Source organism: Klebsiella sp. Shm-1 (genome assembly GCF_040804525.1).
In the GTDB taxonomy this organism is placed as follows: Bacteria; Pseudomonadota; Gammaproteobacteria; order Enterobacterales; family Enterobacteriaceae; genus Klebsiella; species Klebsiella pneumoniae.
Genome location: NZ_CP161823.1, coordinates 169,803 through 190,218 on the forward strand (window position 1 = coordinate 169,803; position 20,416 = coordinate 190,218).

15 protein-coding genes and 1 pseudogene are annotated in these 20,416 nt (G+C 57.8%); 9 read left to right on the forward strand and 7 right to left on the reverse strand.

Going from position 1 to position 20,416, the window contains the following annotated elements; all coding sequences use genetic code 11:
* Positions 1-13 precede the first annotated feature (13 nt).
* Positions 14-1,921 (reverse strand): PTS mannitol transporter subunit IICBA, encoded by a 1,908-nt coding sequence (mtlA, locus tag AB1E37_RS00850; protein ID WP_004173919.1) that lies wholly within the window; start codon positions 1,919-1,921, stop codon positions 14-16.
* 538 nt (positions 1,922-2,459) lie between these two features.
* Here mtlA and AB1E37_RS00855 point away from each other — a divergent pair.
* The 7 genes and pseudogenes from AB1E37_RS00855 (at position 2,460) to AB1E37_RS00885 (ending at position 8,745) form a co-directional block, all read left to right on the forward strand.
* A complete protein-coding gene (locus AB1E37_RS00855) occupies positions 2,460-2,828 on the forward strand; it encodes a DUF3302 domain-containing protein (RefSeq protein ID WP_004152044.1) in 369 nt (122 codons plus the stop codon).
* Positions 2,829-2,831: 3 nt separating this feature from the next.
* A complete protein-coding gene (locus AB1E37_RS00860; RefSeq protein WP_032447939.1) occupies positions 2,832-3,968 on the forward strand; it encodes an HlyD family secretion protein in 1,137 nt (378 codons plus the stop codon).
* Between the two features lie 106 nt (positions 3,969-4,074).
* Positions 4,075-4,683 (forward strand): glutathione S-transferase, encoded by a 609-nt coding sequence (locus tag AB1E37_RS00865; RefSeq protein WP_004145238.1) that lies wholly within the window; start codon positions 4,075-4,077, stop codon positions 4,681-4,683.
* Positions 4,684-4,788: 105 nt separating this feature from the next.
* Complete coding sequence (selA, locus tag AB1E37_RS00870) at positions 4,789-6,177, forward strand: L-seryl-tRNA(Sec) selenium transferase (RefSeq protein WP_032447938.1); 1,389 nt, start codon at positions 4,789-4,791, stop codon at positions 6,175-6,177.
* A complete protein-coding gene (gene selB, locus AB1E37_RS00875; protein WP_004173923.1) occupies positions 6,174-8,015 on the forward strand; it encodes a selenocysteine-specific translation elongation factor in 1,842 nt (613 codons plus the stop codon). Before selA ends, selB begins: the two co-directional genes overlap by 4 nt.
* 42 nt (positions 8,016-8,057) lie before the next feature.
* A pseudogene (locus tag AB1E37_RS00880) lies at positions 8,058-8,150 on the forward strand (IclR family transcriptional regulator); the annotation flags it as partial.
* Positions 8,151-8,259: 109 nt separating this feature from the next.
* The gene (locus tag AB1E37_RS00885; RefSeq protein ID WP_002922360.1) at positions 8,260-8,745 is read left to right on the forward strand and encodes a 4Fe-4S dicluster domain-containing protein; all 486 of its coding nucleotides are present in this window, start codon (positions 8,260-8,262) and stop codon (positions 8,743-8,745) included.
* A 42-nt stretch (positions 8,746-8,787) separates the two neighbouring features.
* Here the strand turns inward: AB1E37_RS00885 and avtA are convergent, their stop codons facing one another.
* Complete coding sequence (avtA, locus tag AB1E37_RS00890) at positions 8,788-10,044, reverse strand: valine--pyruvate transaminase (protein ID WP_002922359.1); 1,257 nt, start codon at positions 10,042-10,044, stop codon at positions 8,788-8,790.
* Positions 10,045-10,214: 170 nt separating this feature from the next.
* Positions 10,215-12,248 (reverse strand): alpha-amylase, encoded by a 2,034-nt coding sequence (locus AB1E37_RS00895; RefSeq protein ID WP_004173926.1) that lies wholly within the window; start codon positions 12,246-12,248, stop codon positions 10,215-10,217.
* A gap of 314 nt (positions 12,249-12,562) precedes the next feature.
* On the opposite strand from AB1E37_RS00895, the gene AB1E37_RS00900 reads away from it, so the two are divergent.
* A complete protein-coding gene (locus AB1E37_RS00900; RefSeq protein ID WP_004188166.1) occupies positions 12,563-13,381 on the forward strand; it encodes a protein bax in 819 nt (272 codons plus the stop codon).
* A gap of 38 nt (positions 13,382-13,419) precedes the next feature.
* Here AB1E37_RS00900 and xylR read toward each other — a convergent pair whose 3' ends face one another.
* From xylR to xylF, 4 genes are all read right to left on the reverse strand, one after another.
* Positions 13,420-14,598: a D-xylose utilization transcriptional activator XylR gene (gene xylR, locus AB1E37_RS00905; RefSeq protein ID WP_002922351.1), complete on the reverse strand. Its 1,179-nt coding sequence runs from the start codon at positions 14,596-14,598 to the stop codon at positions 13,420-13,422.
* A 232-nt stretch (positions 14,599-14,830) separates the two neighbouring features.
* On the reverse strand, positions 14,831-16,012 hold the full coding sequence (gene xylH, locus AB1E37_RS00910) for a xylose ABC transporter permease XylH (protein ID WP_002922349.1): 1,182 nt from the start codon (positions 16,010-16,012) through the stop codon (positions 14,831-14,833).
* Complete coding sequence (locus AB1E37_RS00915; protein ID WP_032434528.1) at positions 15,990-17,531, reverse strand: xylose ABC transporter ATP-binding protein; 1,542 nt, start codon at positions 17,529-17,531, stop codon at positions 15,990-15,992. Before AB1E37_RS00915 ends, xylH begins: the two co-directional genes overlap by 23 nt.
* A gap of 64 nt (positions 17,532-17,595) precedes the next feature.
* Positions 17,596-18,591 (reverse strand): D-xylose ABC transporter substrate-binding protein, encoded by a 996-nt coding sequence (gene xylF, locus AB1E37_RS00920; RefSeq protein WP_004152040.1) that lies wholly within the window; start codon positions 18,589-18,591, stop codon positions 17,596-17,598.
* 494 nt (positions 18,592-19,085) lie between these two features.
* Here xylF and xylA point away from each other — a divergent pair, with 494 nt between their 5' ends.
* Complete coding sequence (xylA, locus tag AB1E37_RS00925; RefSeq protein ID WP_002922139.1) at positions 19,086-20,408, forward strand: xylose isomerase; 1,323 nt, start codon at positions 19,086-19,088, stop codon at positions 20,406-20,408.
* Positions 20,409-20,416 lie beyond the last annotated feature (8 nt).

The following is a 20,416-nucleotide window of genomic DNA, read 5'->3' on the forward strand; positions in this document are numbered from 1 at the left end:
TGGACTGCTTTGGTTATTTATTCAACAGTGCCAGAACTTCGTCGACGCTGGTGGTTTTCGCCAGGCGCTCAATCACGGTTTCGTCATCCAGGGCGTTAGTCAGGCTGGTGATAACCTGAATATGCTCGTTGTTGCGAGCCGCGATACCGATCACCAGGCGGGCGACATCGTCTTCATCTTCCCCGAAGCGCACGCCTTCCGGGTACTGGCAGAAGACGACGCCGGTTTTCAGCACACGGTCTTTCGCTTCGATGGTGCCGTGCGGTACCGCGATGGACTCGCCGAGATAGGTCGAGGTCAGTTTTTCGCGGTCCAGCATCGCCTGCACATATTCCGGCTCGACGTAGCCGCCTTTCACCAGCTGCTCGCCGGCGAAGCGAATGGCTTCTTCTTTGGTGGCTGCTTTGCGCCCGAGGAAGATGTTATCCGCACCCAGCTGGAACAGGTTTTTGTCGCCATCATCAAAGCTGTCTTTCAGGCTATCGGTAACTTTCACTTCATTCTCGATGTGGCGCTGGGCCGCGACCAGACGCTCAGTCAGGCTGGTGTACAGACCGCTGTCGAGGAAGTTGGTCAGCGAAATATGCTGCGCCTGTGGTACCTGGCGCATCGCCCGCTCGGTCAGGTCACGGTGGGTGATCACCAGGTCAACATCCGGTGGCAGATTATTGATCGCGCTGTTGGTGACCGAGATGTTACTCAGGCCGGCATCCTGCACTTTCTTGCGCAGTACCCCGGCGCCCATGGCGCTGGAACCCATCCCGGCGTCGCAGGCGACGATGATTTTACGCACATGGCTCAGGTCGTTGGTGACATTACCGGCCGCCAGCGGGCTGGCGCCTTTGGATTCCGCTTTCATGTCATGCATACGACGCGTTGCGGCTTCGATATCGTCTTCTTCTTTTACCTTGCTGGTCTTCAGCAGAACCGCAGAGACCACGAAGGAGACCGCCATCGCTGCGATAATCGCGGCGATGTTAGCGAAGTAGGCGCCTTTCGGCGTCATCGCCAGCACCGCCAGGATAGAGCCTGGGGAAGCCGGAGAGACCAGACCGCCATTGAGGATGGTCAGGGTGAAGACACCGGTCATCCCGCCGAGGATAACGGCCAGGATCAGACGTGGGTTCATCAGCACGTACGGGAAGTAGATTTCATGGATACCCCCCAGGAAGTGGATGATAGCCGCCCCGCCTGCTGACTGTTTTGCGCTGCCGCGACCAAAGAACATGTACGCCAGCAGAACGCCCATCCCCGGACCCGGGTTAGCTTCAATCAGGAAGAAGATAGATTTACCCAGCTCGTGGGACTGCTGAATACCCAGCGGCGAGAAGATACCGTGGTTAATGGCGTTATTGAGGAACAGGATTTTTGCCGGTTCCACGAAGATAGACGCCAGCGGCAGCATGTCGTGCGCCACCATAAAGTTAACGCCAGCTGCCAGAATTTTCGACAGAACTTCAACCGCCGGGCCGATGCCGAGGAAGGCCAGAATGGCGAGGATCATCCCGATGATGCCAGCGGAGAAGTTATTCACCAGCATTTCAAAACCGGATTTGATCTTACCGTCTACCCAGTTATCGAACTTCTTGATGCAGTAGCCGCCCAGCGGGCCGGCAATCATTGAGCCGAGGAACATCGGCATATCCGCGCCGACGATAACGCCCATGGTGGTGATCGCCCCGACCACGCCACCACGTTCGCCGCCGACTAATTTACCGCCGGTGTAACCGATCAGCAGCGGCAGCAGGTAGGTGATCATCGGACCGACCAGCTTCGCCAGCGTTTCGTTTGGCAACCACCCTGTCGGAATGAAAAGCGCGGTGATGATACCCCACGCGATAAACGCGCCGATATTCGGCATCACCATATTGCTGAGGAAACGACCAAAGCTTTGCACCTTGATCTTGATATCGGATGACATAAAACACCCCTTCTTCTGTTTTGCGTATCGCGCAGGCTTAAAGCCCGAGGTTTGTTGTTAATGTGGCGGCAGAGGTAGCCGGGCCCTGATTGATAGTGCGAAATCTGGCACTGAATCGTTTAGCTGTCCAGCCAGCGCCCTTTTGTGTGATACGGATCACATGAATATAGGGGGCAAAGCGCTTTTTGTAGTGATGCTGATCACATAATTCCTGTGTAAAAAAACAACACAGCGCCTTTTTAGCCGCTGATCTGCCTTTTTGTGTGATATTTGTCACAATTTTGTTTCGTGGTTTTGTTGTTTGTTTGTGATTTTGATCACAAAGAATTTCACGGTGGATTTTTGCCGCTGTGATCTCGGCCCGGTTTTGCGGCCAGGGCGAGATGGCTCTGTAACTAAGCAACCTTAACTGCCGAATAACTTTTTTACGCCGGATGGCAAAAATGAAAGGCGTGAATTATGCTCAAAATAGCGGCCCGAATGTCAGTGGGTCGTGAATAAAATTCATATAAATTATTAGCGTAAAGCCGAGGGAATTATGTTTCTCAATTATTTTGCGCTGGGCGTTCTGATCTTCGTTTTTCTGGTCATTTTTTATGGGATTATCATTATTCACGATATTCCTTATTTGATCGCCAAAAAACGCAACCACCCTCATTCCGATGCTATTCATGTCGCCGGATGGGTCAGTCTTTTTACTCTCCACGTCATCTGGCCGTTTTTATGGATTTGGGCCACGTTGTACCAGCCTGAGCGCGGCTGGGGCATGCAGCATAAGGCGAATACGGCCCCTGACGAACCTGAAAAAGAGACCGATATACAACAGCTTCGCCAACGACTGAGCGACCTTGAACACCAGGTGGCGGCCATCCAGCGGCCGCAGTCCACCTCTGCGGCGGAGAAATAATCTATGGATCTGTTGATAATTTTGACCTACGTGGCCATCGCCTGGTCGATATTTAAAATCTTCAAAATACCGGTAAATAAATGGACGGTACCTACCGCGGCGCTGGGGGGCGTATTTATTGTTAGCGCGCTTATTTTATTAATGAACTATAACCACCCTTACACCTTTCTGGCGCAAAAGGCGGTGATATCTATTCCTATTACGCCGCAGGTTACCGGAGTGGTTAACAGCGTCACCGACAAAGCGAATCAGCGCGTCAAAAAGGGTGAGGTGCTTTTTACTATTGACCCGGCGCGCTATCAGGCGCGGGTCGACCGTCTGCAGGCCGACCTGGTGACGGCGCTGCACAGTATTAACACCCTCAAAGCGCAGCTCTCTGAAGCCCAGGCCAACACCACCCGCGTGTCGGCGGAACGCGATCGCTTATACAAGGACTATCAGCGCTACCTGAAAGGGAGCCAGGCGCGGGTGAACCCGTTCTCGGAAAGCGACATCGATAACGCCAGGCAGAATTACCTTGCCCAGGACGCGCTGGTCAAGGCGTCGGTGGCGGAGCAGGCGCAGATCCAGAGCCAGCTGGACAGCATGATCAACGGCGAGCAGTCGCAAGTGGCCAGCCTGCGCGCCCAGCTGGCGGAGGCGAAATATAATCTCGATCAGACCACCGTGCGGGCGCCAAGCGATGGGTATATCACCCAGGTGCTGATCCGTCCGGGGACCTATGCCGCCTCGCTGCCGCTGCGTCCGGTGATGGTGTTTATCCCCGAGCAAAAACGGCTGATCGTCGCCCAGTTTCGGCAAAATTCCCTGTTAAGGCTGGAGAAAGGCGACGACGCGGAAGCGGTGTTTAACGCCCTGCCCGGGCAGGTGTTCCACGGCAAACTGGTGAGTATTTTACCGGTGGTGCCGGGAGGAAGTTATCAGGCGCAAGGGGCGTTACAGTCGCTGACCGTGATGCCGGGCAGCGATGGCGTGCTGGCGACCATCGAGCTCGACCCCAATGCCGAAATTGATGCGCTGCCTGATGGTATCTACGCGCAGGTAGCGGTCTACTCCGACCATTTCACCCACGTCTCGGTGATGCGTAAAGTGCTGCTGCGGATGACCAGCTGGATGCACTACCTCTATCTCGATCATTAATGCGATCGGCGGCAGGTTGAGCCGGACGCTCACCTGCCTTTTGTCCTGCCCTGAGCCATACTCATATCTTTGTTGGCGATAATTTGTTGGCGATAAGGAGCAGGCTATGAAACTGATCGGCAGCTACACCAGTCCCTTTGTGCGCAAAATATCGGTGATCCTGCTGGAAAAGCGCATCCCATTTGAGTTTGTCAACGAATCCCCCTACAGCGAAAGCAACGGTGTGGCGCGCTATAACCCGCTGGGCAAGGTACCGGCGCTGGTGACGGACGACGGTGAGTGCTGGTTTGACTCCCCGGTCATCGCCCAGTATCTGGAGCTGCTGGGCGTGGCGCCGCCGATGATCCCCGCCGACCCCAGAGCCGCTCTCAGGATGCGCCAGCTAGAGGCGCTGGCGGATGGCGTGATGGAGGCCGCCCAGGCGCTGGTGCGTGAAAAGGCTCGCCCGGGTGCGCAACAGTCAGAGCAAGAACTGCTCCGCCAGCGGGAGAAAGTGGCTCGCGGTCTCGACAGGCTGGAAGCCTGCGCGGCAGACGGAACGCTGCGCGGCGACGAGGTTAATCTGGCGACCATTTCCACGGCCTGCGCCATTGCTTATCTGAACTTTCGCCGGGTCGCGCCCGGCTGGTGCGCCACCCGGCCGCAGCTGGTGAAGCTGGTGGATGCGTTGTTCCAGCGCGCCAGCTTTGCGCGCACTGAACCGCCGCGGACTTGACCCAGGCAGGTAACAGTTTGCGCAAGGAGGCGTTACAATCGCCGCTGATTGTTGACTCCCTCTCCCGTCGGGAGGGGGGAAAATAACTTACCGCCAGGCCCATTCATGACTACCGAAATTCGTGCGCTTTATACCCGGCTTCCGGCCATTGACCGCTTACTACGCGACCCCGCTTTTTCCTCCCTGCTGGCGCAGCACGGCCATTCGCAGGTGGTGACGCAGCTGCGCCAGATGCTGGACGAGGCGCGGGAACAGATCCGCCAGTGTCAGACACTGCCTGACTGGAGCCATGACTGGCCGAGCGCCTGCGCGCAGCGGCTCACCGCCGGCCAGCGGAGCGCCCTGCGTCCGGTGTTTAATCTCACCGGTACGGTATTGCATACCAATCTGGGGCGCGCCATCCAGGCGGAGTCGGCCGTGGAGGCGGTTGCCAGCGCGATGCGCGCGCCGGTGACGCTCGAATATGATCTCGACGACGCCGGGCGCGGCCATCGCGATCGCGCCATTGCCGATCTGCTGTGCCAGATCACCGGCGCGGAAGATGCCTGTATCGTGAACAACAACGCGGCGGCCGTTCTGCTGATGCTGGCGGCCACCGCCAGCGGCCGCGAAGTGGTGGTTTCCCGCGGCGAACTGGTGGAGATCGGCGGCGCATTTCGCATTCCTGATGTGATGCGTCAGGCGGGTTGTCAGCTGCACGAAGCGGGTACCACCAACCGCACCCATGCCAAAGACTATCGTCAGGCGGTGAATGACAATACCGCGCTGCTGATGAAGGTTCACACCAGCAACTACAGCATTGAAGGCTTTACCAAAGCCGTCGACGAAGCGGAGCTGGCGGCCATTGGCCGCGAACTGGACATCCCGGTGGTGGCCGACCTGGGCAGCGGGTCGCTGGTGGATCTCAGCCAGTATGGCCTGCCGAAGGAGCCGATGCCGCAGGAGATGATCTCCGCCGGGGTGAGCCTGGTCAGTTTCTCTGGCGACAAGCTGCTCGGCGGCCCGCAGGCCGGAATTATCGTCGGCAAACGCGCGCTGATTGCCCGGCTGCAAAGCCATCCGCTGAAGCGGGCCCTGCGCGCCGATAAAATGACCCTCGCGGCGCTGGAAGCCACGCTGCGCCTCTATCAGCACCCGGAGGTGCTGACGGAGAGATTACCGACGCTGCGCTTGCTCACCCGTCCGGCGGAAGAGATCCGCCGGCTGGCTGAACGCCTGCTGCCTGACCTGGCGGCACACTATGCTGACTTTGCCGTCAGCGTGGCAGCCTGCCAGTCGCAGATTGGCAGCGGTTCGTTACCCGTCGACCGCCTGCCCAGCGCGGCGTTGACCTTTACCCCGCATGACGGCCGCGGTAGCCGGCTGGAGGCGCTGGCGGCCCGCTGGCGCGCGCTGCCGTGTCCGGTGATTGGCCGCATTTATGACGGTCGGCTCTGGCTGGACCTGCGCTGTCTGGAAGATGAAACCCGCTTTATGGAGATGTTGTTACGATGATTATTGCCACCGCTGGACATGTTGACCACGGCAAAACGACGCTGCTGCAGGCGATAACCGGCGTGAATGCCGATCGTTTGCCGGAGGAGAAAGCGCGGGGAATGACGATCGATCTCGGCTATGCCTACTGGCCGCAGCCGGACGGGCGGGTGCTGGGATTTATTGACGTTCCCGGGCACGAAAAGTTTTTGTCCAACATGCTGGCGGGGGTGGGCGGTATTGACCATGCGCTGCTGGTGGTAGCCTGCGATGACGGGGTGATGGCGCAAACCCGCGAACACCTGGCGATCCTGCAGCTGACCGGAAAGCCGACGCTGACCGTGGCGCTGACCAAAACGGACCGCGTGGCGGCCGCCAGGGTGGCGGAGGTTCAGGCAGAGGTCGAGCAGACCCTGGGCGAGCTGGGCTTTGACGCCGTCGCTTTCTTTCCCACCGCGGCGGCGGAAAACATCGGTATTGCGGAACTGCGCAGCCATCTGCTGCAGCTTGCGGAGCGCCCCCGCCCGCAGCAGCAGCGGTTTCGCCTGGCGCTGGATCGCGCTTTTACCGTCAAAGGCGCGGGGCTGGTGGTCACCGGGACGGCGCTCTCCGGCGAAGTACGGGTCGGGGATACCCTATGGCTTACCGGCGTCAACACGCCGATGCGCGTCCGCGGCCTGCATGCCCAGAATCAAGCGGTTGAGCAGGCGCACGCCGGACAGCGCATTGCGCTGAACATTGTCGGCGATGCGCAAAAAGAGGCAGTGCACCGCGGCGACTGGCTGCTCTCCTCACCACCGCCGGAGCCAGCAGAACGGGTGATTGTCGAGCTGCAGTGCCATACGCCGCTCAGCCAGTGGCAGCCGCTGCATATTCACCATGCTGCCAGCCACATTACCGGCCGGGTGTCTCTCCTTGAGGGCAACCTGGCGGAGCTGGTGCTGGATACTCCGCTGTGGCTGGCGGATAACGACCGGCTGGTGCTCCGCGATATCTCTGCTCGCTTGACGCTGGCGGGCGCACGGGTGGTGACGCTGGATCCTCCGCGTCGCGGCAAACGTAAACCGGAATATCTGCAGTGGCTGCACGCCCTGGCAGCGGTCGGCGCTGACGATGCGCAGGCGCTGGAGCTGCATCTGCAGCGGGATGCCGTCCGGCTTGAGCACTTCGCCTGGGCGCGGCAGCTCAGCGAAGCCGGAATGGCGGCCCTGATCCAGCGACCGGACTATCTGCAGGCCGGACAGCGCCTGCTTAGCGCGCCGCTTGCCGCCCGCTGGCAGCGAAAATTGCTGGATGCCCTTGCGCGCTACCATGAGCAGCATCGAGACGAGCCGGGCCCTGGCCGGGAGCGCCTGCGCCGCATCGCGCTGCCGATGGAAGATGAAGCGCTGGTGCTGCTGCTGATTGAGCAGATGCGCGAGAGCGGCTTAGTCCACAGCCATCACGGCTGGCTGCATTTGCCGGAGCATAAAGCCGGGTTTACCGACGAGCAGCAGGCGGTCTGGCAGAAGGTGGAGACTCTGTTCGGCGACGATCCGTGGTGGGTGCGCGATCTTGCGCGCGAAGTCCATGTTGAAGAGTCCCTGATGCGCGCGGTGCTGCGCCAGGCGGCGCAGCAGGGGATGATTACTGCGATCGTCAAGGATCGTTACTACCGCAACGATCGCATTGTGCAGTTCGCCCAGCGGGTGCGCGAGCTGGATCGGCTGCGCGGTTCAACCTGCGCGGCGGATTTCCGCGATACCTTAAACGTCGGGCGGAAGCTGGCGATCCAGATCCTGGAGTATTTCGATCGGATTGGCTTCACCCGCCGTCGCGGCAACGATCATATCCTGCGCGATAAGGCATTGTTCCGGTAATCATTAACGTCGGCTCCCCGGCGGACTTCGTGCCGGGGAGCTGGCGAAAAGAACTTGTTAAAACCACTACGTGAGACCGCCGAAGCAATTTCGCGTGAGCTGGGTTTCACGGTGCGTGAAGCGTCAGGCAAATGACCACATCCTGCCGGCCATCTGACAAAAAACAGCGCTGATTCCATTCAGGATCAAAGCGCGGGCAGGGGATATTCTGGCACCCTGCGGTTTTATCCCCAGGGAGCAGAGGATGAACCAGTTTCTTATTGCCAATGCCCAGCGGTGCATCGGCTGTCGTACCTGCGAAGTGGCCTGCGCGGTGGCGCACCAGCAGGCGCAGGATGTCGCCGCCCTGTCGACGAACCATTTCGCGCCGCGTATCCGGGTGGTGAAAAGCGGTGACATATCGACGGCGATGGCCTGTCGGCAGTGCGAGGATGCGCCCTGCGCCAGCGTTTGCCCACAGGGGGCGATTCAGCGCGACAATGACGTCTGGTGGGTCGACCAGCGGCGCTGCATCGGCTGCAAAAGCTGCATGGTGGCCTGCCCGTACGGCGCGATGACCGTTACGGTAATGAACCAGCAGGCGCAGGCGTTGAAATGCGATCTATGCCATCACCGCGCCGAAGGACCGGCCTGCGTGGCCGCCTGCCCGACGCAGGCGCTGCGGGTGATGGTTCCCGCGGAGCTGGAAGCGCTATGCGCGCAAAAACGCCAGCGGCTGGCGCTGGCGTGAATGGGGTCGCTGACGAACGTTACCCGCCCGCGGCGTCAGAGACTATGCTTCCTGTTCGCGCCAGGCAAATTCAACCTCTTCGGCGAGGATTTTCACTCCGGCTTCGATTTTTTGCGGGTCCGGTACATAGTTCATGCGCATACACTGGTGGGTGTGCGGCCACGGTTTATCCAGACCAGGGAAGAAGTAATCCCCCGGCACCATCAGCACGCCGCGCTTTTTCAGCCGCTGATACAGCAGCTCGGTGGAGATCGGCAGATCCTTAAACCACAGCCAGAGGAAGATTGCCCCCTCCGGTTTGTGAATAAGGCAGCGCTCCTCCGGCAGATAGCGGCGAATAATGGCGATGGTTTCCTGCACCCGCTGGTAATAGAAGGGCTTGATCACCGTCTCTGACAGGCGCAGCAGATCCTGTCGTTTAATCATTTCGCACATCATTGCCGGCCCGATGCCGCCAGGGGCGAGGCTAATAATGCCGTTCATGTTGCTGATGGCGGTGATGATTTTTTCGTTGGCGATGATAATCCCGCAGCGGCTGCCCGGCAGGCCCAGCTTGGACAGGCTCATACACAGCACGATGTTCGGATTCCACAGCGGTCGGGCGTCGCTAAAGATAATGCCCGGGAACGGTACACCGTAGGCGTTATCAATCACCAGCGGGACCCCGTGCTGATTCGCCAGCGCATCCAGTTTGATCAGCTCTTCATCAGTGATGACGTTGCCGGTCGGGTTGGTGGGGCGCGAGACGCAGATCATCCCGGTCTCTTCCGTCACCTGCAGATGCTCAAAATCAACATGGTACTTAAACTGGCCTTCCGGCAGCAGTTCGATGTTCGGCCGGGTGGCAACGAACAGATCCTCTTCCAGACCGGCATCGGCGTAGCCGATATATTCCGGCGTCAGTGGGAACAGTACCTTACGGGTGGTGCCATCTGCCCGACGGCCTGCAAACAGATTAAATAAGTAGAAAAATGCGCTCTGACTGCCGTTTGTTAGCGCAATATTCTGTGGTTCGATCTCCCAGCCCAGCTCGTCGCGCAGCATGTTCGCCAGCAGAGCCAGCAGCTCGCTTTTGCCCTGTGGACCATCATAATTACAAAGCGCATCAAGGGCTTTGCCATTATCCAGCATGTCGGCCAGCAGCTGCTGGAAGTAGTCATTCATTTCCGGGATCTGAGCGGGGTTGCCGCCGCCCAGCATAATAGCGCCCGGCGTGCGCAGACCGTCATTAAGGTCTTCCATCAAGCGGGTGATGCCTGAATGACGGGTGAATTTGTCGCCGAAAAGGGAAAATGTCATCGCGAATAGTCTATCGGTGGTTCTGGAAAGTGGCTAACCATAACGCCAGCGCTGGCGTGGTGCAAATCGGCGGGAGGAGGCGGGTTTTTATCTTTATCCTGTATATTGCTATTTTGTTAGCATTTTGTTCTAAATGGTGGCTCCCCGCAGGGCGGAGAGCCACATGTGGATTACTGCTGCTGGCCGGCCCAGATGACCATCACTTTGTCTTCACCGCTCTCACGCACGAACCCGTAACCACGCGACATCGACAGCGTTGTCTGTTTGCCCATGCCGATTGCCGGATGGCGAGCGCGGAACTGGCCGATCTTCTGCCAGTGGGTAACGCTGCGGGCCGCCTTGCCGTTGACATCCTGCCAGTTCATCTCCGAGCGGGTACCCTGCAGCGGGTCCGAGCCGGTGGGGCCGAACGGGCGCGATGATTCGTCGCCATAGAAAATCTGCACGGCGCCAGGGGCCAGCAGCAGTAGCTCCGCCGCGGTGGTGCCGCCTTCGCGGAACAGCCGCGTATCGTGCGAGGAGAGGTAGCTCAGGACGTTAAAGCTCTGCAGCTTGTCCGCCATTTGCTGCCAGGTGAGGTCAATATTGGCCATACAGGTCGCCGCTTTCGCCGCCTGGTCCTGGTAGTCGAAATTGATCATCGCATCAAAACCGTGGCGATAATAATCGCTCTGCATCACTCCATGTCCCCAGGCTTCGCCAGTCATCCAGAACGGCGCCGCATCCAGCGCTTTATCCGGATTGGCTTTCTTCCACTCCGCCAGCGCGGCGGTGGCCTGGGTTTTTAACTGCTGCCAGGCGTCCATCTCCACATGTTTGGCGGTATCGACGCGGAAGCCATCGATGCCGTAGTCACGTACCCACTGGCTCAGCCAGTGTGTCAGATAGTCGCGCGGCGTATAGCCCGGGATCGCTTTCGCTGCGGTGTCTGGTTTATGGTTATAGAAGTTCGGCAGGCCTGAGACCTCCTTCGATTCGGTTTTCAGGTCCGGCAGGAAGGCCAGCGACATGGTGAGATCGTCATAGCCCGGATTGTCGTAATCGCCGATATCGGTGCGGATCCACTTCTTACCCCACCATTTCTCCCACCCGGCTTTGTCGCTGAAGTTGATATAGTCGTTAAAGCTGTGCCAGGTCTGTCCCGCGCCCGGCTTCCAGTCCGTCCAGCGCTCGCCGAGAGTTTTTTTCAGCTCATCTCCTTGCAGATACAGGGAGCCGAACTGGAACTCCTGCATGTCGGCCAGGGTGGCGTAGCCGGCATGGTTCATCACCACGTCGAACAGAATACGTATTCCGCGCTTATGCGCTTCATCCACCAGTCGGCGGAGATCCGCTTCGGTCCCCATGTTGGCGTCCAGTTTCGACCAGTCCTGGGTGTAATAGCCGTGGTAGGCGTAGTGAGGGAAATCGCCCTTCGTGCCGCCGCCGACCCAGCCGTGGATCTGCTCGAGCGGGGAGCTGATCCACAGGGCGTTAACTCCCATCTGCTGCAGATAATCCAGCTTGCTGGTTAATCCCTGCAGGTCGCCGCCGTGGAAGGTGCCGATCTCCTGCATGCCGTCTTTATGGCGACCATAGCTGTTGTCGTTGGCCGGGTTACCGTTTACGAAGCGATCGGTCAGGACGAAGTAGACGGTGGCATTGTGCCAGTCAAACGGCGCCGGGGCGGCGGTCTCGGCACGCTCAAGCAGCAGCAGTCCATTGCTGCCGAAGGCGGGCTGCAGGGTGATTTTGCCGCCGCTGACGGTCGCGACATTGCCGCTGTAGAAATCGCGGACCTTGCTGCCCTCGGCGAAGGTTTTGCTGACGTCGATGGTCAGCGGTTTTCCGTCCCACTTCGGACACTGGCGGATCTGCGGCGCCGCGGCGCTGGTCTCTTTTTCCTCCAGCGAAATCATCATCGTTGGCGTGCCGGAACGGGTATCCACCTCCAGGGTATACAGACCCTGGCGGAAGATGCGCCATTGCGGCGGTGTGCCGCGACAGGGCTCCATGGACAGCATCTGGTTGAGCTTAATGCCGCCGGAAGGCTGCCAGCACTGCTGGTCAAAATTTAGCTGCAGGGGACGTGTACCCTTCTCAACCACTTTCTGGCTGATGAATCGGCCGGTCCCTTCTTCGGTAAAAGCAGGAAAGTCGGTGGTAGTCCAGGCGGCAAAGGCCATCCCAGGCACGAATAACGTGGCAAGCGCAGCGAGTTTCATTGCGAGATCCTGTGAGCGGTTTTTATCTAGTGTGCCTTGTCGCCGCGCGGGTGAACTCATCCTGACGCGCGTTTTACCAGGAGGATGAAAAGGGGTGAGTGACACCGCTCAAAAAATAGGCTAAAAATGAGACGAAGCTAGCATTTTCGCGCTGGCGATGCGCCGCAGAAACCGATTTCAGATGACAGCAATTCGGAATTGGACTATTTCTGTTGATGCCCTCAGTGCGTATTTTTGATACTATTAGCGATTCAGCTATCGTTTTTTTGTGAAAAACAAGGTGTTGGAATGCATATATCCGACCAGGAGACCTGATGATATCGAATCCCATACGACGATATGGGGCCGCCATACTTATGTTACTAACCTGCATCTTTTCAGGTAGTGTGTTGGCGACAACGCACACAGCGACAAAGAGTCATAAAGCCCCAACGGTAAAGAAGATAAGTAGTACTAAGGTAAGCAGTAAACAAGAGTATTCTCGCAATAGTGTAAAGAGCAGTTCACTTCCTGACTTGCGAAAATACCCTTCCGGAACACCAAGGAAAAAAGCGTTTCTCCGGACGGTCATGCCTTATATTACCAAGCAGAATCAGGCGATTACTGCGGATCGTAACTGGCTTATTTCCAAGCAGTACGATGCTCGCTGGTCACCGACTGAGAAGGCGCGCCTGAAGGATATCGCTTCCCGTTATAAGGTGAAGTGGTCAGGCAATACGCGTCATGTGCCCTGGAACGCGCTGCTTGAGCGTGTCGACATTATTCCGAACAGCATGGTGGCGACCATGGCGGCGGCGGAAAGTGGCTGGGGTACCTCCAGGCTGGCGCGCGAGAATAACAACCTGTTCGGCATGAAGTGCGGCGCCGGTCGCTGCCGCGGCGCGATGAAAGGTTACTCGCAGTTTGAGTCGGTAGAGCAGTCGGTGCAGGCTTACGTAACAAACCTGAACACCCACCCGGCCTATTCTTCTTTCCGCAAGTCGCGCCTGCAGCTGCGCAAGGCGGATCAGGAAGTAACTGCCAGCACCATGATCCATAAGCTGAAGGGGTATTCGACCAAAGGGTCGAGCTACAACAACTATCTCTTCGCGATGTATCAGGACAATCAGCGGCTCATCGCCGCCCATCTGTAATCCGGATGCCCGGCCTTGTCGCCGGGCATTTTTTTACCCTACAGCATCACCTCGCTGTGCCGATCGCGGTACTCCTTCGGCGTCACGTCGTACTCCTTCTTAAACACCGAATAGAAATATTGCAGCGACGGATAGCCGCACATCTGCGAAATCTCATTGATCGACAGACTAGTGGACACCAGCAGGCTGCGCGCCTTTTCCAGTTTTTCGCTGTGGATCACCGTGTGGATGGTCTCCCCGACCTCCTCTTTGAAGCGTTTTTCCAGATTAGAGCGAGAGATGCCCACGGCGTCGAGCACCTGTTCCACCTTGATGCCTTTGCAGGCATTGTTGCGAATGTAATGCATCGCCTGTATCACGGAGGGATCGTTTAACGACCGGTAGTCGGTGGAGCGTCGCTCAACGACGCGCATCGGCGGGATCAACTGGCGCTGCAGCGGGAGGGCCTCGTTATTCAACAGCCGGTGGAGTAATTTTGCCGCCTGATAACCCATCTGGCGGGTGCCCTGGGCGACAGAGGAGAGGGCGACGCGAGAGAGATAGCGGGTTAGCTCCTCGTTATCGATGCCGATAACGCACAGTTTCTCTGGCACCGGGATATGCAGCAGCTCGCAGGCCTGCAGGACGTGGCGGGCGCGGGCGTCGGTGACGGCGATGATGCCGGTTTGCGGCGGCAGGGTTTGCAGCCAGTCGGCGAGCCGGTTTTGCGCGTGCTGCCAGTTCTCCGGCGCTGTCTCCAGCCCCTGGTAGACCACGCCGCGATACTTCTCCTTCGCGACCAGCTGGCAGAAGGCATACTCGCGCTCTACCGCCCAGCGTTTACCGCTGGAGGCGGGGAGTCCGTAAAACGCGAAGCGGTGCACCCCTTTTTCCTTCAAATGGAGAAAAGCGCTTTCCACCAGTGCGGCGTTGTCGGTGGCGATATAGTGGACCGGCGGGTACTGCTCTGGCTGATGATAAGATCCGCCGACGCCGACGATGGGCACGTGGACATCGGCCAGCAGCTTTTCGATTTCGGGATCGTCATAGTCGGCGATAACGCCATCGCCCAACCACTCTTTGATGTTTTCGATGCGTGCCCGAAAGTCCTCTTCAATAAAGATATCCCACTCCAACTGGGAGGCCTGCAGATACTCGCCGACACCTTCAACTACCTGGCGGTCATAAGCTTTGTTGGCGTTAAATAACAGCGTTATACGGTGACGCTTTTCAAACATAGATAATGTTCCTGCTCTAACCCCGGTCATACCCCTTCATTCAAGATGTTGCCGATGGCCTGACTTACCACTCATCCCGGCCACGTACGCCGGTACGCGGCCGGGGGCGCCGTCTGCAACCCGAATGATGTTGGGTATACACTACCGGCTAATGCCCGAGATATTTCAAGCGCCTTATGGCGAAGTTTGGCGGTAGCGCAAAGAATTCAGACATTCTTCAGAGAGTCTCTCCTTATGCGCGCCGCTTGGTGGCAGAGTCCATCCACACCGCCAGCAGCAAAATGGCGCCTTTAACGATATATTGCCAGAAGGTGGCGACGTCCATCATGCTCATGCCGTTATCCAGGGCCGACATAATAAACGCCCCCATTACCGCCCCGGCGACGCTGCCGATGCCGCCCGCCAGGCTGGTGCCGCCGATGACGCAGGCGGCGATGGCGTCCAGTTCGGCGATATTGCCCGCCGAAGGCGACCCCGCGCCGAGCCGTGAGCTGAGGATTAGCCCGGCAATGGCGACCATCAGGCCGTTAATGGCAAACACCGCCAGCTTGGTACGCTCGACGTTAATCCCGGACAGACGGGCCGCCTCCAGGTTGCCGCCGATGGCGTAGATGCGGCGACCAAAGGCGGTGCGGGTGGCCATAAACAGGCCCGCCAGCAGCAGGGCGGCGAGGATCAGCACCGGGGTCGGTACGCCGCGATAGTCATTGAGCAGCCAGATTGCGCCCAGCACAATCACCGCGGTAATGGCCTGGCGGCCGACGGCGGCGGTGGAGGACGAGGTCGCCAGACCTAACGCCTGCCGGCGCATCCGCCCGCGCCACTGCCAGACGATAAACACCGCCATGCCGACAACGCCGATGCCGAAGCCGATGCCGTCTGGCAGGTAGCTTTGGCCGATCTGCGACATCGCCGGGCTGGTGGGCGAGACGGTGGTCCCGTTGGTGATGCCGATCAGAATGCCGCGAAACGCCAGCATCCCGGCAAGGGTGACGATAAACGAGGGCACCTTGCGATAGGCTACCCACCATCCGTTCCACGCGCCGAGCAGCAGGCCCATCACCAGCGTCACCAGAATGGTGAGCGGCAGCGGCCAGCCGAGCCAGACGTCAAAGATCGCCGCAGCGCCGCCCAGCAGCCCCATCATCGAGCCAACGGACAAGTCGATTTCTGCCGAAATAATCACAAACACCATGCCGACGGCGAGGATGCCGGTGATGGCCGTCTGCCGCAGCAGGTTGGAGATATTGCGTGCGCTCAGGTAGGCGCCATCGGTAACCCAGGTGAAAAACAGCATAATGACGACGATGGCGGCGATCATCACGAAGACCTGGAGATTCAGCCCTTTTAGCGCCGGCAGGGCCGCGGGGGCGGTTGGGGTGAGTTTGATTTCAGACGACGTGTTCTTCGACATGGCGTTCGCTCCTCAGCGCGGCTTCCATCACCTGTTCCTGGGTCAGATGTTGATTAACCAAATTGGCTTTTAGTCTGCCTTCGTGCATGACCAGCACCCGATCGCTGAGACCGAGCACCTCGGGCAGTTCGGATGAAATGACAATGACCGCGATGCCCTGCTGCACCAGCTGGTTAATCAGTTTATAAATTTCATACTTCGCCCCGATATCGATGCCACGGGTGGGTTCGTCGAGGATCAGAATGCGCGGATTGAGCAGCAGACAGCGCGCCAGAATCGCCTTTTGCTGGTTGCCGCCGCTCAGACGGCCAATCGCCAACTCCGGCGAGGAGGTTTTAATTTTCAAACGCTGAATGGACTGCTGAATGCAGTGCTGCTCGGCGGCGTCGTCCAGGCTGCTCATTGCGCCGGTGAACTGGTTGAGCGCCGCGAGGGTAATGTTTTTGCCCACCGCCATCACCGGCACGATGCCGTCTTTTTTGCGGTCTTCCGGCACCATGGCGATGCCGTGGGCAATGGCCTGCTGGCAGTTAGAGATGCTCACCGGCTGGCCATCAATAAAGATCTCCCCTTGCCAGCGCCCCGGCCAGACGCCGAACAGGCACTGTACCGCCTCGGTACGTCCGGCGCCGACCAGCCCGGCGATGCCGAGGATTTCTCCGCGACGCAGGGAAAATGAGACGTCATTGACCCGTTTAATATGGCGGTTTACCGGGTGCCAGGCGGTTAAATGTTCAACCCGCAGGATCTCCTCGCCGTGGGCGTGCGGCTCGCTGGGATAGAGCGCGGTGAGCTCGCGGCCGACCATCATGGTGATGATATCGTCTTCGCTCATGCCGCTGGCATCGCGGGTGCCGATGTGCTTGCCGTCGCGGATCACGCAGATCGTATCGGAGATCGCTTTGACCTCATTGAGCTTATGCGAGATATAGATGCAGGCGATATCGTGGTTTTGCAGATCGCGAACGATCGCCAGCAGCGTCGCGGTTTCTTGTTCGGTTAAGGAGGCGGTCGGTTCGTCGAGGATCAGCAGGCGAACCTGTTTATTCAGCGCCTTGGCGATCTCCACCAACTGCTGCTGACCAAGGCCGAGGTCGCCGACGCGGGTATCGGGGGAAATGGGCAGATTGACCTGCGCCAACAGCTTCTGACAGCGCAGCGTCATGGTTTCATAATCCAGCAGACCATGGCGGGATATCTCGGCGCCGAGGAAAATATTCTCCAGCACGGTGAGATGTTTCACCAGCGCCAGCTCCTGATGAATAATGGCGATGCCTTTGCGTTCGGTATCGCGAATATGGTTTGCCTGCAGCGTTTCGCCGGCAAAAATAATCTCGCCCTCATAGCTTCCGTGCGGATAGATACCGCACAGCACCTTCATCAGCGTCGATTTCCCCGACCCATTTTCACCGCATAACGAGACCACCTCGCCTGCGTTCAGGCGCAGGCTGACGTTATCCACGGCTTTAACAGCGCCGAAGGTTTTGGTGATGTTCTTCATTTCGAGTAGCCAGGTCATAAAGACTCCGCAACAGTGATATCCGGCGGGATGAAAATGACGCCCCGCAGCGGGGCGTCAGCCATTACAGTTCACTCTTTTTATGGAAACCGTCTTTAATCACCGTGGCGTCGATATTCTCTTTATTCACCTCAATTGGCGTTAACAGGCGCGAAGGGACGTCTTTTAAGCCGTTATTCAGCGTGGTATCGGCCTTCGGCTGCTTATCGTTACCCAGCTCAACGGCGATTTCAGCGGCGTTGGTGGCCAGGGTGGTTATCGGTTTATAGACGGTCATCGTCTGGGTACCGGAAATAATGCGCTTCACGCCCGCCAGGTCAGCATCCTGACCGGAGATCGCCACTTTGCCGGCCAGCCCCTGGGCGGTTAAGGCCTGGATGGCGCCGCCGGCGGTGGCGTCATTGGAGGCGACCACGGCATCGATCTTGTTATTATTCGCCGTTAGCGCGTTTTCCATTATTTTCAGCGCGTTCTCCGGCAGCCAGCCGTCAACCCACTGATCGCCGACAATCTTAATTTTGCCATCATCGACATACGGCTTGAGAACCTTCATCTGTCCGGCGCGGAACAGTTTAGCGTTATTATCCACCGGCGAACCGCCCATCAGGAAATAATTACCCTGCGGCACTTTGTCGACCAGACTTTGCGCCTGCATTTCACCAACTTTTTCATTATCGAAAGATATATAGAAATCAATGTCGGCATTATTAATCATACGGTCATAGGCCAGGACTTTAATACCTTCCTGCTTGGCTTCTTTAATAACGTTACTGAGTACCTGGCCGTTATAAGGAATAATGACTAACACATCGACGCCGCGGTTGATCATGTTTTCAATTTGCGACATCTGCGTTTCTTCATTGCCATTAGCGGACTGGACAAAAACTTTGGCGCCTAAGGATTCCGCTTTATTGACGAAAATATCACGGTCTTTCTGCCAGCGCTCCAGACGCAGATCGTCGATGGCCATGCCAATCTTCACTTCTTTCGCCATCCCCGCCATGCTGGCGAGCAGGAGGGAGCTGGCGCAAAGCGTAAGGCAAAGGTTCTTTATCTTCATAATAACGATACCTTTTTTGTAAGGGTAGGTAAGACGAACGGAAAATAATGTTTGATACATGAGGTTGCGGATACGTTACAGATTCTTAACGCGGAAAGCAGGGCTGGCAATTACCGGTTCTTATTTTGCCGTTATGAAATTTCGTTTAATGTGCAAATTATGACGGCGATCGTATTTTATTCATGCACGCTCTTATTATTGCACTGGACTGTCTCTGACAGAGCGGCGCAACGGCGACTGGATATTATTTTTGCGAGCTGGCGCACGTTTGTGGATTCTCTCAATGGCGGTGTGAAATAACGTAATTGAGGAAAATGAAAGCGAAATTCTATATTGGCTTAAACCCGTCATACTTCAAGTTGTAGGTGGGTTGGTGACATTCGTTGCTCCGCCCCCGGTTACCGGGGACTCGCGCTCCTGCCGCCTTCCTGCAACTCGAATTATTTAGGGTATCTGATTGGTTATTCGCCGCATCTCTGAATATGGAGTTCTCTATGCAGACCTATTTCGATCAACTCGATCGCGTTCGTTACGAAGGCCCGAAATCCACTAACCCGCTGGCTTTCCGTCATTACAACCCGGATGAACTGGTGCTGGGCAAACGGATGGAAGATCATCTGCGTTTTGCGGCCTGTTACTGGCACACCTTCTGCTGGAATGGCGCCGATATGTTTGGCGTGGGCTCCTTTGATCGTCCCTGGCAGCAGCCTGGCGATGCCCTGGAGATGGCCAAACGCAAAGCCGATGTGGCGTTCGAATTCTTCCATAAACTCAACGTGCCTTACTACTGCTTCCACGACGTTGACGTCTCGCCGGAAGGCGCTTCGCTCAAGGAGTACAGCAATAACTTCGCCCGGATGGTCGAGGTGCTGGCTGAGAAACAGCAGCAGAGCGGCGTGAAGCTTCTGTGGGGGACCGCAAACTGCTTTACCAACCCGCGCTACGGCGCCGGCGCGGCCACCAACCCGGATCCGGAAGTATTTAGCTGGGCGGCCACCCAGGTGGTCACCGCCATGAATGCCACTCATCAACTGGGCGGTGAAAACTATGTGCTGTGGGGCGGTCGCGAGGGCTATGAAACCCTGCTGAATACCGACCTGCGCCAGGAGCGTGAGCAGATTGGCCGCTTTATGCAGCTGGTGGTGGAGCATAAGCATAAAATCGGCTTTAAAGGCACGCTGCTGATTGAGCCCAAACCGCAGGAGCCGACCAAGCATCAGTATGACTATGATGCCTCTACCGTTTACGGCTTCCTCAAACAGTTTGGTCTGGAAAAAGAGATTAAACTGAATATTGAAGCTAACCACGCGACGCTCGCTGGTCATTCGTTCCATCATGAGATTGCGACGGCCATCGCGCTGGGGCTGTTCGGCTCCGTTGACGCCAACCGCGGCGATCCGCAGCTGGGCTGGGATACCGACCAGTTCCCGAACAGCGTCGAAGAGAATGCGCTGGTGATGTATGAAATCCTCAAAGCGGGCGGCTTCACCACCGGCGGGCTCAACTTTGATGCGAAAGTGCGCCGGCAGAGCACCGACAAATACGATCTGTTCTATGGTCATATTGGCGCGATGGATACCATGGCGCTATCGCTGAAGGTCGCGGCGCGGATGATCGAGGACGGCGAACTGGATAAGCGCGTGGCCAGACGCTACGCTGGCTGGAACGGTGAGCTGGGGCAGCAGATCCTTAACGGGCAGATGACCCTGAGCGATATTGCCCAGTATGCCGCTCAGCATCAGCTGGCGCCGCAGCATCGCAGCGGCCAGCAGGAACAACTGGAAAACCTGGTCAACCATTATCTGTTTGACAAGTAATCATGCGG